Origin of the sequence: Limnospira sp. PMC 1279.21, assembly GCF_032349615.1 — a bacterium.
GTDB classification, from domain to species: domain Bacteria; phylum Cyanobacteriota; class Cyanobacteriia; order Cyanobacteriales; family Microcoleaceae; genus Limnospira; species Limnospira fusiformis.
Genome location: NZ_JARPLU010000004.1, coordinates 23,260 through 38,317, shown reverse-complemented (window position 1 = coordinate 38,317; position 15,058 = coordinate 23,260). Strand labels below are relative to the sequence as shown.

Here is a 15,058-nt window from a genome sequence, read left to right as displayed (position 1 = left end):
GTTGTAAAATTCATTAGTTATGTCTGATCTCAATCAACCCCTGATTTATCCTCATACCCGCCAAAGTGATCAAGTAGACGAATATCATGGCATCCAAGTAACTGACCCCTATCGGTGGTTAGAAGATCTGGACTCTGACGAAACCAAGGCTTGGGTAACAGCCCAAAATCAGGTAACATTTGATTACCTCTCCACCATTCCCAGCCGCCAAAAATTAAGCGATCGCTTGACCCAATTATGGAATTATGAAAGATATAGCATCCCTTTTCGAGAAGGTCAACGCTATTTTTACTTTAAAAATGATGGCTTACAAAACCAAAGTGTTCTCTATGTAATGGACTCATGGGAAGGCGAACCCAGAGTTTTATTAGACCCAAACCAACTGTCAGAAGATGGAACCGTTGCCTTATCAGGAATTGCCATTAGTGAAGATGGGAATTTAATCGCCTATGGTCTTTCCGCATCAGGTTCCGACTGGCAAGAATGGAAAGTTATGGATATTAACACCGTCAAACCACTCGAAGATCATCTCAAGTGGATTAAATTTTCCGGTGCATCTTGGACTCATGACCATCAAGGATTCTTTTATAGTCGCTATGATGAACCCAACGAAGAAACTCAATTTGAGGATATTAACTATTACCAAAAACTGTTTTACCATCGCCTAGGAACCCCTCAATCAGAAGATGTTTTAATTTACCAACGTCCTGACCAAAAAGAATGGGGTTTCAATGGATTTGTCACCGAAGATGGTCAATATCTGATTATTTCTGTATGGCGAGGAACCGACCCCAAAAACCTAGTCTTTTATCGCGATTTAACTAAACCTGATAGCCCCGTAGTCGAATTAATATCCGAATTTGAAGCAGAATATAGCTTCATTGATAACCAAGGAGAAACCTTTTGGTTTAAGACGGATTTAGATGCCCCAATGGGTCGAGTTATCGCCATTAATATTAACACCGGAAATCGCTATCAAATCATCCCAGAAGCCATAGAAACCCTGGAAGGAGTCAGCACCCTAAATAATCAGTTTGTTGCCCTGTACCTCAAAGATGCCCGTTCCCAGGTGAATATTTTTCACCTAGATGGAACCTTAGTCCGGGAAGTAGAGTTGCCGGGTATTGGTTCAGTGGGGGGATTTGATGGTAAACGAGAGGACACAGAAACCTTTTATTCTTTTACCAGTTTCACGACTCCTCCCACCATTTATAAGTATAATATAGTCACAGGAGAAAGTCAACTTTATCGACAGCCAACTGTCGATTTTAACCCGGAAGATTACCAGACCAATCAGGTTTTTTATAGCAGTCCTGATGGCGCAATGGTTCCCATGTTTATCACCCATAAAAAGGGCTTAAAATTGGACGGCAATAACCCGACAATTCTTTATGGATATGGTGGTTTTTCTATCTCCTTAACCCCCAATTTTTCGGTAAGTCGTTTAGTATGGATGGAAATGGGAGGCCTGTATGCTGTGGCTAACCTGCGGGGGGGTGGCGAGTATGGTCAACAATGGCATCAAGCCGGAATGAAACTGAAAAAACAAAATGTTTTTGATGACTTTATAGCAGCGGCTGAATGGTTAATTCACCACAATTATACCCAGGTAAATAAACTAGCTATATCTGGTGGTAGTAATGGCGGTTTATTAGTGGGTGCTTGTATGACCCAACGCCCAGAATTGTTTGGGGCGGCACTACCAGCAGTGGCGGTAATGGATATGTTACGCTTCCATAAGTTTACCATTGGCTGGGCTTGGACTTCTGAATATGGTTCCCCTGAAAATGAGGAAGAATTCCAAGTTCTTTATCGTTATTCTCCCCTGCATAATTTACAGCCAGGAACAGCCTATCCTGCTACTTTAATCACCACGGGAGACCATGACGATCGCGTAGTTCCCGCCCACAGTTTTAAGTTTATCTCAGCCTTACAAGCCGCCCACAGTGGCGACAACCCTGTGTTAATTCGGATTGAAACTAAAGCCGGACATGGGGCGGGAAAACCGATGGCTAAAATCATCGAAGAAATTGCTGATCAGTTTGCTTTTTTAGTGCGAGTTTTAGACATTAATTAAAATTCCCACTCAACCAGCCAGTATTATTCGGACTTGGAAACAATCACTTCCACCGGACGCAAAAGGCGATCGCCATATTGAAATCCTCGCCGGACAATTTTGGTGATCGTTTCATTTTCGAGGTCGGGATTAACTTCGCGATCGATAATTTTACACACATCAAAATCCGGTTTTTCGCCCTGAAAATCAATAGTGAGCACCTCTCGTTTTTCCAGGGTATTGAGTAATTTTTTATGAATGCTGCCGATTAATTGGGGAAAACGGGCGATCGCTTTGGGATCGGGTTGGGGGTTATTGTGCAAATATTCCATCAAAAAATCGAGAGAATCCACAACCTCTAGTAGTTCTAAAAAAAGCATTTCTAGCCGGGCAAATTCTTCCTGTTCTTTACCCATTAATGCTTGTTGCATTAAAGTTTTTTCTTGGAGAAGCTGCCCTATTTTTTGTTGAATCTCGTCACGAAGTTCGGCAGGAATTTCGAGTTTGCTTGCATGATTCATAATCTTAAATACTCAAAAATTGAATAAAGATTTTTTGTCCTAATTGTTGAGCCACCTCGCCGGATTTTTCCGCGCCAATGGCTGACGATAGATCATCAAATTCGGAAATCATCTCGAAAACTGGAATCGGTTTTTCAAGTTCCGAGAAATCCTGTCGCTTAAACCGCTGAATGGGTGGTAAAACCGGATGCAAATAATCAGCAATTAAACGTTCTTTGTCATCCATCAAGGCTTTTCTCGCCCTAGCAATTAAATCGGGGGAGTATTTTTTCCGCTTCATTGCCATCGCAAAAGCCTTGGTAATTTCAGCCTTAGATGCCGAAGGAGAAACCTCTAAAACCTGATAAGGGTTAGGATTGGGTAGTTGATTTGACATAATTTAATAAATTCCACATTGACGATAAATATCCACAAATTCGGGGTCATTGGGGCAAATTTGATGCGCCCAACGGGCAAATTGTACGGCAGTTTCCCCGTTCATTTTACCTTCATTAACTCCCGCAATTAAAATTTCTATTAACATAGCAGCAATATGTCGCTTCACTTTCTGATTATGGCAGTTTTTGGCGCGACGTACCGCATCATTTAAATTAGATGGCATCAAACCAATAATTTCATTAACCTCAATCTCAAATTCTAAGGTTTCAATGACATAAATTAAACGGGGGTTTTTACTATCGGTTTTTTGCAGTTCTCGAAGCTGAGATAAAGCTCGATTTTTATCAATTTTATGATGCTGTAAATTTTCGCAAATTTCTTGAATACGAGATTCAACCCAATAGCTACAGGAGGCTTCAGTTCCCAATAGTTGATACCAAAAATCGCTAAAAGCCAGATGGTCTGATAAACTGTTTAACGCCTGACGCTGAGACTCACATAAGCGCTCAAGTTCTCGATGCCATTCTGGGTGCGATCGCCATTCATTTTTGAGAGCATTTAAAGCCGCGATTGACTCTCGCCAGCGTTGTTTTTGCAGATAGTGAATTCCCTCGGAGTAAGCTACAAATTTTTGGGCAAAATATTCGTTTTTTTGAGAAGAGTTAAATTGATAACTCTGAGAAGGTTTAAGTTTAATAGCGCGTTCTCCATCTCCGTCAAATGCCGCCGCCACAGCCAAACCCCAGGAGGTATAAAGCGCGGGCAAAATATTGGTTTCTGTTGATGCAGAATTGGCAGTTTGAGGAATCTTAATATTGCTAAATTGATGGCGATAGCGATGGTAACATCCCGGCAATAAAATTAGGTGATTAATTTGGGCGGCTTGATGGGGGAACTTTTTAACTAATTTCAGGGCGATCGCATCCAGACGAAATTGATCTCGCAGTTTCAGATACTCGGCTAAGTTATCGTCTTTTAAGCTATCGATCGCCGTTTCTAGGGTAGCCAGAAAATGACTAAAAATTTCCTCAATATCAATGGAAATTTTCGGCAGCCAAGGAATATTTTGCCAAGCCGGATCGCGCTCTAAATTCGCTAAAGCCGTGGTAGCAGCCACCACCCAATCCCGGCGGGTGTGGCTGTTAATTTGAGCATTATAATAGGTAGCGATCGCCCAATTATGCAGAGATTTACAATCTCCGTTTTTTAGCCAAACTTGTTCCGTGATTTGGGCAATTTTTGGCCAATCTTGACCCTCCCAAATTTTAGCTTCTAGGCGCGGCAAAATATGGTTATTGAGATTAGCTTCAACCACCGTATCTGAGCCGTAACTATGTAAAAATTGACGGCTCATAGCACCAGCATTGTCCAGGTTATTATCATCAACCAACTGTTGAATAGACAACATCAATTTTAAGCGATCGCGCCCCCTTAATGTGCGGACAATTTCCAATTGACTTTTAACTTGGGGATGGGATAGCGATCGCCATTCCACTTCAGCCTGTTGAAAATCACCCTGTTGGAGGTAAGCAAAACCACGCAGATATTTAATTTTTTCTCCTGAATGTCCCTGCAAATGTGCGATCGCCTGTTGCCAATTTGCTGTTTTTAGGGAAACAATTGCCAAGCGAATTTGGGTTTCTGTTAATTCCGGGAGTAACTGATATGATTTTTGGTAAAATGATATAGCCTGTCCTAAATTTCCCGACTTTTCCGCCCCAAGTCCTTGACTATAATAGTCTTTTCCTTGCATCACCCGGTTTAGTGTCCCCCGCAATGTTTGACCATCTTCGCGCTCGAACTTATCTAAGGCTAAATTAATCACATTTAGGGCGGCCTTAAATTCACCATTTTTCGCTAAATTTACCGCTTTTTCTAATGCTAATTCATACTGATTTTGTCCCTGAATATATCCTGAACAATCGGCGATCGCTTCTTCTAGCAGTGGAATGGGAAATAATGTTTTCGCTCGCTCAAAACTCAGTTTCCCTTTTTTATAATCTTTTTCTTGGCAATATTTTTGACCTTCTGTAAATAATGTCCTAAATTGATTATATTTCATCATTTTGTGTTCACAGCGAGCGATCGCCTGATTGACAAGACTTATATCAATAATTGTTCGACATTTTTTATATGTTGACAAAGCCTTTGATAAATTTGTCGTATCCAGCGGATCGCCAGCATCAGATTTTTCTAAAGCCTGAGCCGAAGCGATCATGCTTTTAGCAAATTTGATTTTCTGTTTCCACGAATTAATCTCTGACTTAAAATCAGTTAACAAATTTCCCATCAATAGCTGTCGCAGTTTTTGCTCAACCAAAGCCGGGGAATTTGACCATTTGCTAAGAGTAGATTGCCCCTTTTTAGTAGCCTCAATTAGCTTTTTTTTGGCAGCAAGTTTGTGGGCGGTTTTGATGTCCTGCTTAGTAACAGAAACTTTCTTAAAGAAATCAACAATTTCTACCTTAAACAGTGCGTATGTCAGAGCATCAACCCAATTAATAATTGCATTCATAGGCAGTATTCTGGTAAGTTTTGGATCAAAATCACTTCCCCAACTTCGATCTGATTTTCTCTACCTTTTAAATTCGGGTTCGTTTCGATTAATTGTGGCCAGCGCGACCCCTCCCCATAAAACTTGCGCGCAATTCTCGACAGGGAATCTCCCCGTTGAACCGAGTAGTAAAATCCCCCACAGGATGCCGGGCTATTTTTATCGATTTTCGGTTTATTCAGGGAGGGAAGAAATCGAGCAGTTTCTATAACTTCTGTAGGATAAACCGAGGCAGTTTGCACATCAGATTCACCCCTGATAAATCTTCCCAAGGCAATTCCCAAAAGTAAAATTATGATGCCCATTACCAACAACAACTGTTGGATATTTTGAGAGGATTTAGGGGCGGCAATAACCGCAGGTTCAACCGCCAATTGGGGGAGTTCTTGCAGTTGCCGAATGAGGGTGAGATCAGTTTCGCAGTTGGGGCAAATATTGCCCTCAATTTCGGCGCGACCGCACACCGGACAGGTGAGTTTAATCGTCATCGTGTCAATCCTGTAGCAATAGTTCCTGTGGGTAATTCCCGATCTAAATAGGGAATAATCTCAGCCTGGAGTTCTTGCAGCAGGCTATTAGCTTGGCTGCCATTTCCTTGCTGTAATGCGTTCAACAATTGATTAAATTTGACCTCCATACCTCCCGCTTGACTGGGGTTAAGATGGTGAATGCGGCCGATCTCCTCCCGAATTACCACAATCAGTTTGACGCTATCGGGAAGGTTATCAAACTCTCGTTTGCTATCTTCTATTAATTTTTGCAAGCTGGCAATATTCTTGCTATTCAAGGCTTGTTGCAGTTGATCTACTAAATTCCGCAACCGATATTTTTGATCTTCATGGATTAGCTGATCGCACACTTCCAGCGCTAATTCAAATCGCATTATGAAAATCTTGGCAATATCTAACTCATCATTAGCAAATTCTTCTAATTCCTTGAGTTTGCTTTCAGCTTGGTTAAGGCGATCGCGCTGCACTTGACCATTATAATAAATTTGGTTAGCCGATCGCACCACTTCCCCGGCGATTTCATTAGCACGTTTCACACCGATTTCCGTTAAGTTACCCGCCGCATTCAGTTGTTTAATTCGTTCCTCAACCTGGCGAGAAATCTCCTCATTAACTCCCCCCCGCGAGAATGAACAACTAACTTTAACCTGGGGATTGTTTTTGAGAGCCGCCGTCATTTGCAGCGAGTTATTTTCCTCGTCAAGTTCCACCGTCACTAAAATTTCCGTACCTTTTGGATAGGGGCGATCGAGCGCTAACCACATATCCCCGATCCGCTCGTCTTGAAATCGGCGATCGAGTTCCTGGCGGACGCGATCTGGGCTAAAAAATTTAAAGTGAATTAGCGATTGTCCGTCCGCTTCAGTTTTAAAAGTATGGAACTTTTGCACCGGAAGAATATCGCCCTGACTAATGATTACAAATCGCGGCTCATCCACCAATTCAATGCAATAATCACGGGAAACAGTCGTGACTTTTTCCGTAAGTCCCGCCGCCACGATCGCCGCCCCTTCCGCCACCGCATACATGGGGCGATCGTGAACCACAACTTGATGTTGGGGGAAGGCTTGGCGGATTTTTTGTTGCACGATCGGCACCTGCGCGGAACCGCCAACTAACAGAATTGCATCAATTTGATCGAGGGGATAATCTGAATATTTAATCGCGTCCTGAGCAATTTTTACTGAGCGATCGATTAACGGTTCGATGCGTTTTTCAAACTCTTGGCGACTGATGGTAACTTGAATCGGAATTGCCATTCCCATTTCATCAATTAAATGTGCCGAGGTAATAATTTCCGCTGCACCTTGGGTACTCAGTCTAATTTTCGCCTGTTCCGCCTGAATTTTCAATTCCGCCAGCAGCCGCACTCGTTGATAATGCGGCATTTTTTTAATTAAGCGATCGACATTATCGAGGTTTTCAATCCGGGCGATTTCCTGTTTGGCAAATTCCACAATACAGTTATCAAAATCGTCCCCACCTAACCACAAATCCCCCGATTTGGCTGACTCAATAAATTGATTACCAACCGAAGTAATAATCGAACAGTCCAAAGTACCCCCACCAAAGTCATAAACTAAGATGGTACTCACCTCATCTGAGTCCGGACGATAACCATAGGAAATAGCTGCTGCTGTCGGTTCTGGGAGAAGTTCCCGGAGTTTTAATCCGGCTTTTTGCGTGGCGATTTCCGTGGCGTATCGCTGCTTATCATTGAAATAAGCGGGAACGGTAATTACAGCTTCTGTAATGCGGCTAGTTTGCCCCGATCGCTCCTGATAAGTTTGGGCATTACTGACAACTTTTTTAAGAATTTCCGCCGATATATCTTCCGGTAGATATTCCCGTCCCCCCAACCAAACCGATAGGCTATTTTCCGTCCCTTGGCTGGATTTATCAATCTTATAATTGAAGCGAGATAATTGTTGTTGCACAACCGGATCATTAAAGCCTCTTCCGATTAGTCGCTTGATGGAAATTATCACATTTTCGGTATCTCCATCGCCCAGTTGGCGATAGGCTTGTTCACCCACGATTAACCCATTGCGATCCGCCGCCACCACTGACCGGGTTAATTTGCGATCGGGCGGTGAGTTCTCAGCAGCAGTCACTACATTGACCTCAGCCCACTTAAAAGCTGCTACTGAATTGGTAGTCCCCAAATCTATCCCAACTATATTTCCCATGATTAATTTAACCTTGATTATTTATACTTTAATTGTCTTCCGCTATTTTGGCAAGTTTTATCCGAAAATTTTAACAAATCTTAACTATCATGATTTATCCAGTTCTTAATTTAGGAATATTGTCGCTCAAGTAAGGGTGATCACAGAGCAGTTTTTTGGCGATCGCCTGCTGTTTGAGAAAATGGGAGTCGAAGTCTTGCGGGTTGCTGCCTAGTCCTAACTTATACATGACTTCTTTGGCGGCAGTCGAACGATTATCAAATCCCATCGAGTCCGCAGTTAGGGCTGATAAAGTGTCCTGTTTTTCAAGATTTAAGGCTTGTCGCCAATAGGTTAGCGATGCCTCAATTTGTAATGCTGCTGTCAGGGCTGTTGCTAATTTTAAGGTTGACCAGTAGTGATTAGAATCGAGTTTTATGGCTTTCAGATAACACAAGCAACTAATCACTAAAGAATCGCGGGAATTTTTGATAATCGTTGTGGCTTCCTGTTTGGCGGTTTCCATTCCCACCACATCAATTGATATCCCCAACATTTTGATAAAATGGCGATCATAGTTGCCAGAAAAAATGCCATCTCCCCAGAATGAACTATAGCTGCGATCGTACATTTCTCCGGCTTGAAAAAAGATGTGAGGATCTTGGGATTGTTCGGCTTTTTGATAAAGTTTATAACCCTCTGGATTCAAGGTTTGCATTTTGGCGATCGCTGCATTATTTACCCTCCTCGGTATAGGGGGAGTCATCGGTTTTGGTGGTTTTGGTGGTTTCGGTGGTGGTGGTGCAGGTGGTGGTGCAGGTGCAGGTGGTGCAGGTGGTGGTGCAGGTGGTCTATTTGTAAGATTGGAAAGATTGGTCAAAATAGCCGAATTTGATTGAATGGGAATGGGATTATTGACATTATCTTGATATTGGTAATTAGGATGAACCCCAGAATTTAATCCCCATTTTTCATCGAGTTGATAAATGGCGAACGGCGCAGCCCATACCCTTTTGAAGGCAGTATAAAATAAATGCAATACCCAACGTAAAAATATATTTAATAGTGAAACTGATATGATTACAGCTATAAAAGTCCCGAATCCATTCATTAAACTCGCTAATACCCAGAAAATGCTCATCAATACTGACATCCAAAATGCGAGCCAAGCATAAATATATAAGACAAACACAAACCAGATGGCGAAATAAGCTGCTAGTTTTGCTTTCCGTTTCAGAAAATAAGCAGTTAGAAAATATGGTGATATATTCGATAGTAAAAATAAAGGCAGAAGAATTACCCCAGCACCTACCTCATTGATGGCGAATAAAGACAGAAGGAATACTAAGCCAACAATACCAGCCCCAATTTTCCAGATGTTCGTAAAGATGTTATAAGCCTTTTTGAGTTGAGTTTCAGGATCGGTTTCGGAACCGGGAACCGGTCGATCGCGCCACAGAATTTGTAAATACCAAAAAATAAAGTCACGAATCAGCTTAACTTTAATTTGCGTGCCGTCTTTCAAATCAAAGCATTGTCCGTCTTTGATAGCTTGAGGATTGACAAATTTACCGAGTTCCCGTCCATCTAAATAAATGGTAAAATTTTGCCATCCCTTCTCCCAGGAAACAACCAATCTTTCGGGTCCCCCTGGTTGTAGTGCATATTGCTCTTTAAACACCATTCAAACCCTCAAATAAAATAATTGTTTCCTTGGTCCTGCGAATCTAAAAAGCTGTTGTGTCGTGGCGTTTGGCTGAATAGAAAAACCTCCCCGATCAGATCGCCAAGTTTGGTGAATTGATCACACAACTGACCGAGGGGAGGTGAATCATCAGAAGCGGGGGAATTTTCACAGAGGAGATATTCGCCACTTTTGACGATCGCCGAAAATGCGATCGCCGATAGTATCAGACCCAAAATCGTCCTGTGGCTGATGGTTTTCATCTCCTGGTCACCTGGGAGATGTGGTCGCGCGCGCCAACTGGAATAGACCATTGCTCACCTTTGCTCGAATGTTCTATGGAGTTATCGACAAATTTCGCAGGTTTTACGCAATCGTCATATTTCTTTACAAACTGAGCGATCGCCGCAGAGGTCAATCACCCCAAAACCCCTTATCCCCCAATTTGGGCAAATCTGTTAACTTAGTGATGGCATAGCAGCCACTAACTTACGGAATAACTAAAATCTGACCTTATACATTTCCCACAATTCCCCCGACTGTTTTTTAACAATCTTAGCCCCAGCTTTTTTAATCAAACTTTCCCAATTTTCCAGAGATTCTAAATAAACCTCCGTTCCCAAATAAGTCTCTAAAATCGCCCAATCTTCTGCTAGGGGTAGTTCCCCATTGAGGATATCAAATACCAAAATTCCCTGTGGTTTTAAGACTCGTTTAACCTCCGCCATAACTTCTAGCCAATATTCCAGGGGATAGTAACAACTAAAGCCAGTGGCTATAGCTAAATCAAACTTTCCAGTTTCGTACTGTAACTGGTGAGCGGGGGCTAGTTCAACCCCCTTAAATAACTTAGAATTTAACTGAGGACTTCGGGAATTCAAACCATCTCTAGCCACGGAACTAATTTCTTGACCATGAAATAAAGCATTCCATTCTCGCCAGGGATAAATTAAAAAACTTACTCCGCAACCAATATCTAAACAATATTGATTTTTCTGAGGTTTGGCTAACTCCCAAAATGGGGAAGTGAGTTTTTGTTGGAGAGTTCCCGAAATGCGATCGCGAAAAATCGGCATATTTTCGACTTCTTCGGGGAGTTCAAAAGGTTCGCCTTGATATTCCTGGTTAAAACGGCGGGCTACGGAAGTAATTTGGGACTGCCACTGGTCAGCAGTCCCGCCAGTTGATAATCCGAAAAATCCCAAGGAAGGGTTAGAGTCTGGTTTTTTAGACATTATAGCTGATACAAATTAGCGCTTCGAGCCTTTTAGAGCTTTAGAAAAGTTTTGGCGATAGGAACGATTAGCGATCAACAAAATCGGCCATAATAATGATAATGAGACACGATTTCCAAAACTCTTTTCAAAGTTGGTGCGCCCAAACCCAGACCAAAACTTCCAGACTCCACCAACATAGACGATTAATAGTGCGATCGGAATTAGGACATTCATAATATGACTCTGCTTGCCTAATTTAAGTGGTATTAGCGATTATCTGTCATCTTATCAGAAATTATCAAAGGTCTGCAGATGTTCCCTCAGATGCGATCGCCCTCAAATCTTCTGGGGTGTTACAATTGAGGAGCATCTGGGATTCTACAGTTACGACTGATATGGGTGTTACGGGAACCTGATCTAGCCACCGTTGCAGCGATCGCTCTCCAGTTGCCATAAATTCCTGTAAAGATTCTAAAGCCTGGTGGCGGTAGAATCCACAGAGAGGTTCCCACCGCGACCCATGACGGGGAATCATAGCCAAATGGGATGGTGGGACCACAGTTAACTGCTCCTTCCAGCCTCGCAAAATATCGGGTTGTAGTTGAGGTAAATCGCAAGCCAGCAACAATAGCCAAAGACAGTCAATTTGACTCAACCCAGTAGCCAAAGCCACCATTGGACCCTGACCGGGGTTAGTTTCCATCAGCAAATTATAACTAGCCCCCACAGCCTGGTAACGTTCTGGCCAAGGTGTTAATACATAGACCTGCTGAGAACAACTCCCCGCCGCCTCAACCACCCGGCGCAGTAGGGGAACCCCCGCCACGGGAATTAAAGCCTTATCCCGACCCATGCGAGAACTACGTCCCCCCGCCAGAATTAAAGCCGCCAGGAAATTATCAGCCATTCCCAAAGACCTAAATTAAGCCATCAATCTTTAACTCTTCAATAATTTGTAACCCGCGCGGATCACCAACCCGTAGCAGAGAAGACTTAGCATCATCGCGGACACTCAAATCCTCATCCTCCTCTAGGGCTTCAATTAAGGCATCGATCGCCCCAGCATAGACGACATTAGAAGGTAATTCCCGGCTTAACTGTCCCAAAGACCAAGCGCAGTTACTGCGAACCGCAGCCACCTCATCCCCACGCAAAGCCTCAATCACGGGGGGAATAGCTTTGACCACCCCATCATATCCCACCTTAGCCATTTGACCCAAAGAACTAGCCGCCCAGAGTCTCACGGCGGGAATATCAGTTTTAATAGCCTCTAGGAGAGTATCTAAAGCCCTCGGATCGCGACAATTTCCCAAAGCCCAAACCAACCCCTTGCGGACATAACCATTCCAATCGGAATTATATTGTTTAATTAGGGCTTCCACGGCATCCGGGCTAGGATTACGCCCCAAAGCATAGGCGACGCTTACCCGCACGAGGGGGCAGGAGTCATCTAATAAACTTATCAAAGGTGCGATCGCCCGTTGGTCTTGAAGTTCACAAAAAGCCCGCGCCGCAATCATCCGGTGTTGCGGTTCCGGGGACTCAAGCAACGGCAACATTTCCTCTGGATCTGGCTTAGGGGCTTCTTCCTCTTGCCAATGGTCTAGGGGACTATCAGCGGTTTGCTCAAAATTAACTACACTCAGATCTTGATCCTCCATAATTTCGATTCTACCAAAAAATTGGTTTTCTATAACCCCCATACTAAATTGATAATTAGTTTGGCGATCGGGTGGGTGGGGGGTTTATCATACAGTAGCTGGGCCATGGGGTGAACATTTGCCCCTTCTTTCCGGGTCAAGGTTAGCGCCGCCTTAATCCTCACCCGCCCTAGAGCATGACTGAGAATTTACAATTGATAGTTATAATTGATATTTACTAAGATGCCTCAGTGTTCAATTGTCGGGTGATTATTTATATTATTTATTGGGTGTGACGCGCCCTCCCAAAATGTAGAGGATATCATTTATCGGATTTAGAGCTGCTTAACTAAACCCAAAGATTGAGGTTGATAGCCCAATTTTTCATACAAACTCAGAGCGGGTTTATTGTTAGTAAAAACCTGTAAACTGATTTGGCGATCGCCTCTGGTTTGAGTCCATTGTTCCCCATAATTCATCAAAGCCGCCCCAATTCCCCGTCGTCGATGTTCTGGGTGAACATAAACCAGAAAAATATGAGAAATCCGATCGCCTGTCACCTGATTAATAGCAGTTCCCATCCATAAACAGGCGATCGGGGTGATGTTTGGACCGCCGGACATTTCCACCCACCAGAGAGGGGTTTGGGGTGAGAAATACTGTTCTACAGTGTTCGCCAGGTGAGAGAAATCCTGATCGGGGTACAATTCCCGATAGGTGCGATTCATGAACTTAACCAACAAAGAGCGATCGCGAGTAGATCCAGAACGGATAGTATAACCGGTGACCAAAATTTCAGACACGGATCATTAATTTATGAACAATGGGGGCCATCTTCCCTGAAGAGTTAATGACTCCCATAGGTGCTGGTGCTTGCATATCACCCGGTAGGAAAATACGCGCACTAACGGCGACCAAAGCCAACAGAAAAATCATAACCACCAACAGTGGCGCGATATATTGACGAAAAAAAGCCATAACGGGAACTCTAGCAGTTAGTTATCAAAGGGAAAAAATCTGATAGTTAATTGTAACCCTGATTGACCTGAAATGCCAAACTTACAGGGATGAACCCAACATTATGGGGGTGTCTGGCTGGGGGAGTGCTAAATTAGTGGAATGTCCTAATATATTGCCATAATTCCATACACTACCGAAGCCCTAAAATCCCTAACTGTGGACGATATCGATCGCTACTACCAACTTCTGAACGTCAAACCTGGTGCTTCCCTAGAGGAAATCAAACAGGCTTATCGGACTCTAGCATTATTATGGCATCCCGATCGCTATCCGGCCGACTCCCATATTCAGTATCAAGCTACAGAAAAATTCAAAGAGATCAACTATGCTTACGATCGCCTCATGACCCTATTAAGGGATCCCAACTTCTCCCCTTACCCAGTCATCTCCCCGCCGCCACCCACCCCACCAGTAACCGCCACACCTATTCAGCGCCCACCAAGACCCCCGAAAGTCAATCCTAGCGAACCCGAAACCAGTGACGAACTCATCCCCTGGGGTTGGTTAACCGGGGCATTTTTCAGCTATACCCTAGTAGGTTGGATTTTAGGATATTTAGACATTTACCCAGGGACGTGGTTATTAGTCCCATTGGTTTGGGTAGGACTATCCCTAGAAGCCAGTTATGGTTCCCAGACCCAGTATCCTTGGTTAATTTCTCTGATGATAGCGGGAGGAATAGCGGGAGCGATCGCCGGAAGTCAAGCGGGGGGGCTAATTACCGCGATCGCCTGGGCTATAGCCGGAACTGCTTTAGGGTCAATTATCGGTTCCGATAGTAACTCACGCACGATTATTTGGGGGTTTAGCTTCACCGGAATTTTAGCGATCGCTGGTTGGGTAGCCGGGGCTGAAACCGGGAATGGTTTAGGATCTCTAATTGGGGGAATAATTGGTTCTTCGACTGGGTGGATAATTGGCATTATTTCTGATGCTATGTTTCAAGTCAAAAAACGCGGCGGCGTTGGTAGTTGGTTCGGATTTCAATTAGGAGCGTGGTTAGGAGCGTGGTCAGGAGCCGGGTCTGGGGCAGTCAGAGCGGCGATCGCCAACACCGGACTTGATGCGATCGTCGGCGCTTGGGGAGCCATTGCCATTATTTTTGGCGTAGTCGCGCAAATGGTAGCCGGGGAAAAATTATTGGTTTCCTTCAACAAATTTTATACCGCTTTGATATTAGTTTCGATTTCCGGCTTAGGATTGACATTAGGTAAACTTCTATCAAATTAACGTAAATTTTCTCCATAACCTACGGATTAGTATAATCAACACCCGAAAATTCAACTAGGGTCAAAATCTTTAAATTGAGTG

At 43.5% G+C, this 15,058-nt stretch carries 15 protein-coding genes; 2 read left to right on the top strand and 13 right to left on the bottom strand.

Translation table 11 applies throughout. The features are described 5' to 3' along the window. Positions 1–19: 19 nt before the first annotated feature. Positions 20–2,077 (top strand): prolyl oligopeptidase family serine peptidase, encoded by a 2,058-nt coding sequence (locus P5683_RS01225; protein ID WP_315638726.1) that lies wholly within the window; start codon positions 20–22, stop codon positions 2,075–2,077. Positions 2,078–2,100: 23 nt separating this feature from the next. Here the strand turns inward: P5683_RS01225 and P5683_RS01220 are convergent, their stop codons facing one another. From P5683_RS01220 to P5683_RS01160, 13 genes are all read right to left on the bottom strand, one after another. After that, complete coding sequence (locus P5683_RS01220) at positions 2,101–2,577, bottom strand: nucleotide exchange factor GrpE (protein ID WP_006621944.1); 477 nt, start codon at positions 2,575–2,577, stop codon at positions 2,101–2,103. 4 nt (positions 2,578–2,581) lie between these two features. Further along, entirely contained in the window at positions 2,582–2,953 is a 372-nt protein-coding gene (locus P5683_RS01215) for a hypothetical protein (protein ID WP_006621943.1), read from the bottom strand. A gap of 3 nt (positions 2,954–2,956) precedes the next feature. Further along, positions 2,957–5,470 (bottom strand): peptidase, encoded by a 2,514-nt coding sequence (locus P5683_RS01210; protein ID WP_006621942.1) that lies wholly within the window; start codon positions 5,468–5,470, stop codon positions 2,957–2,959. Further along, positions 5,467–5,997, bottom strand: coding sequence for a LysM peptidoglycan-binding domain-containing protein (locus P5683_RS01205; RefSeq protein WP_006621941.1), 531 nt, complete (start codon positions 5,995–5,997; stop codon positions 5,467–5,469). The genes P5683_RS01210 and P5683_RS01205 overlap by 4 nt, the downstream gene beginning before the upstream one ends. Beyond that, on the bottom strand, positions 5,994–8,207 hold the full coding sequence (locus tag P5683_RS01200; protein ID WP_008056588.1) for an Hsp70 family protein: 2,214 nt from the start codon (positions 8,205–8,207) through the stop codon (positions 5,994–5,996). The genes P5683_RS01205 and P5683_RS01200 overlap by 4 nt, the downstream gene beginning before the upstream one ends. Before the next feature lie 94 nt (positions 8,208–8,301). Beyond that, the gene (locus P5683_RS01195) at positions 8,302–9,870 is read right to left on the bottom strand and encodes a hypothetical protein (RefSeq protein ID WP_006621937.1); all 1,569 of its coding nucleotides are present in this window, start codon (positions 9,868–9,870) and stop codon (positions 8,302–8,304) included. Positions 9,871–9,878: 8 nt separating this feature from the next. Further along, positions 9,879–10,133 carry a hypothetical protein gene (locus P5683_RS01190; protein ID WP_006621936.1) on the bottom strand — a complete coding sequence of 85 codons (255 nt, stop codon included), beginning with the start codon at positions 10,131–10,133 and terminating at the stop codon, positions 9,879–9,881. Positions 10,134–10,370: 237 nt separating this feature from the next. Next, positions 10,371–11,105 (bottom strand): class I SAM-dependent methyltransferase, encoded by a 735-nt coding sequence (locus P5683_RS01185; RefSeq protein ID WP_006621934.1) that lies wholly within the window; start codon positions 11,103–11,105, stop codon positions 10,371–10,373. Between the two features lie 15 nt (positions 11,106–11,120). Further along, a complete protein-coding gene (locus tag P5683_RS01180) occupies positions 11,121–11,321 on the bottom strand; it encodes a hypothetical protein (RefSeq protein ID WP_006668895.1) in 201 nt (66 codons plus the stop codon). Between the two features lie 64 nt (positions 11,322–11,385). Then, complete coding sequence (locus P5683_RS01175) at positions 11,386–11,994, bottom strand: molybdenum cofactor guanylyltransferase (protein WP_006668894.1); 609 nt, start codon at positions 11,992–11,994, stop codon at positions 11,386–11,388. Between the two features lie 10 nt (positions 11,995–12,004). After that, positions 12,005–12,748 (bottom strand): HEAT repeat domain-containing protein, encoded by a 744-nt coding sequence (locus P5683_RS01170; RefSeq protein WP_396442546.1) that lies wholly within the window; start codon positions 12,746–12,748, stop codon positions 12,005–12,007. A 314-nt stretch (positions 12,749–13,062) separates the two neighbouring features. Further along, the gene (locus tag P5683_RS01165) at positions 13,063–13,530 is read right to left on the bottom strand and encodes a GNAT family N-acetyltransferase (protein ID WP_006621930.1); all 468 of its coding nucleotides are present in this window, start codon (positions 13,528–13,530) and stop codon (positions 13,063–13,065) included. Continuing rightward, entirely contained in the window at positions 13,523–13,705 is a 183-nt protein-coding gene (locus P5683_RS01160; RefSeq protein WP_006668890.1) for a hypothetical protein, read from the bottom strand. Before P5683_RS01160 ends, P5683_RS01165 begins: the two co-directional genes overlap by 8 nt. Positions 13,706–13,903: 198 nt before the next feature. Here P5683_RS01160 and P5683_RS01155 point away from each other — a divergent pair, with 198 nt between their 5' ends. Beyond that, a complete protein-coding gene (locus P5683_RS01155) occupies positions 13,904–14,977 on the top strand; it encodes a J domain-containing protein (protein WP_006621929.1) in 1,074 nt (357 codons plus the stop codon). Positions 14,978–15,058 lie beyond the last annotated feature (81 nt).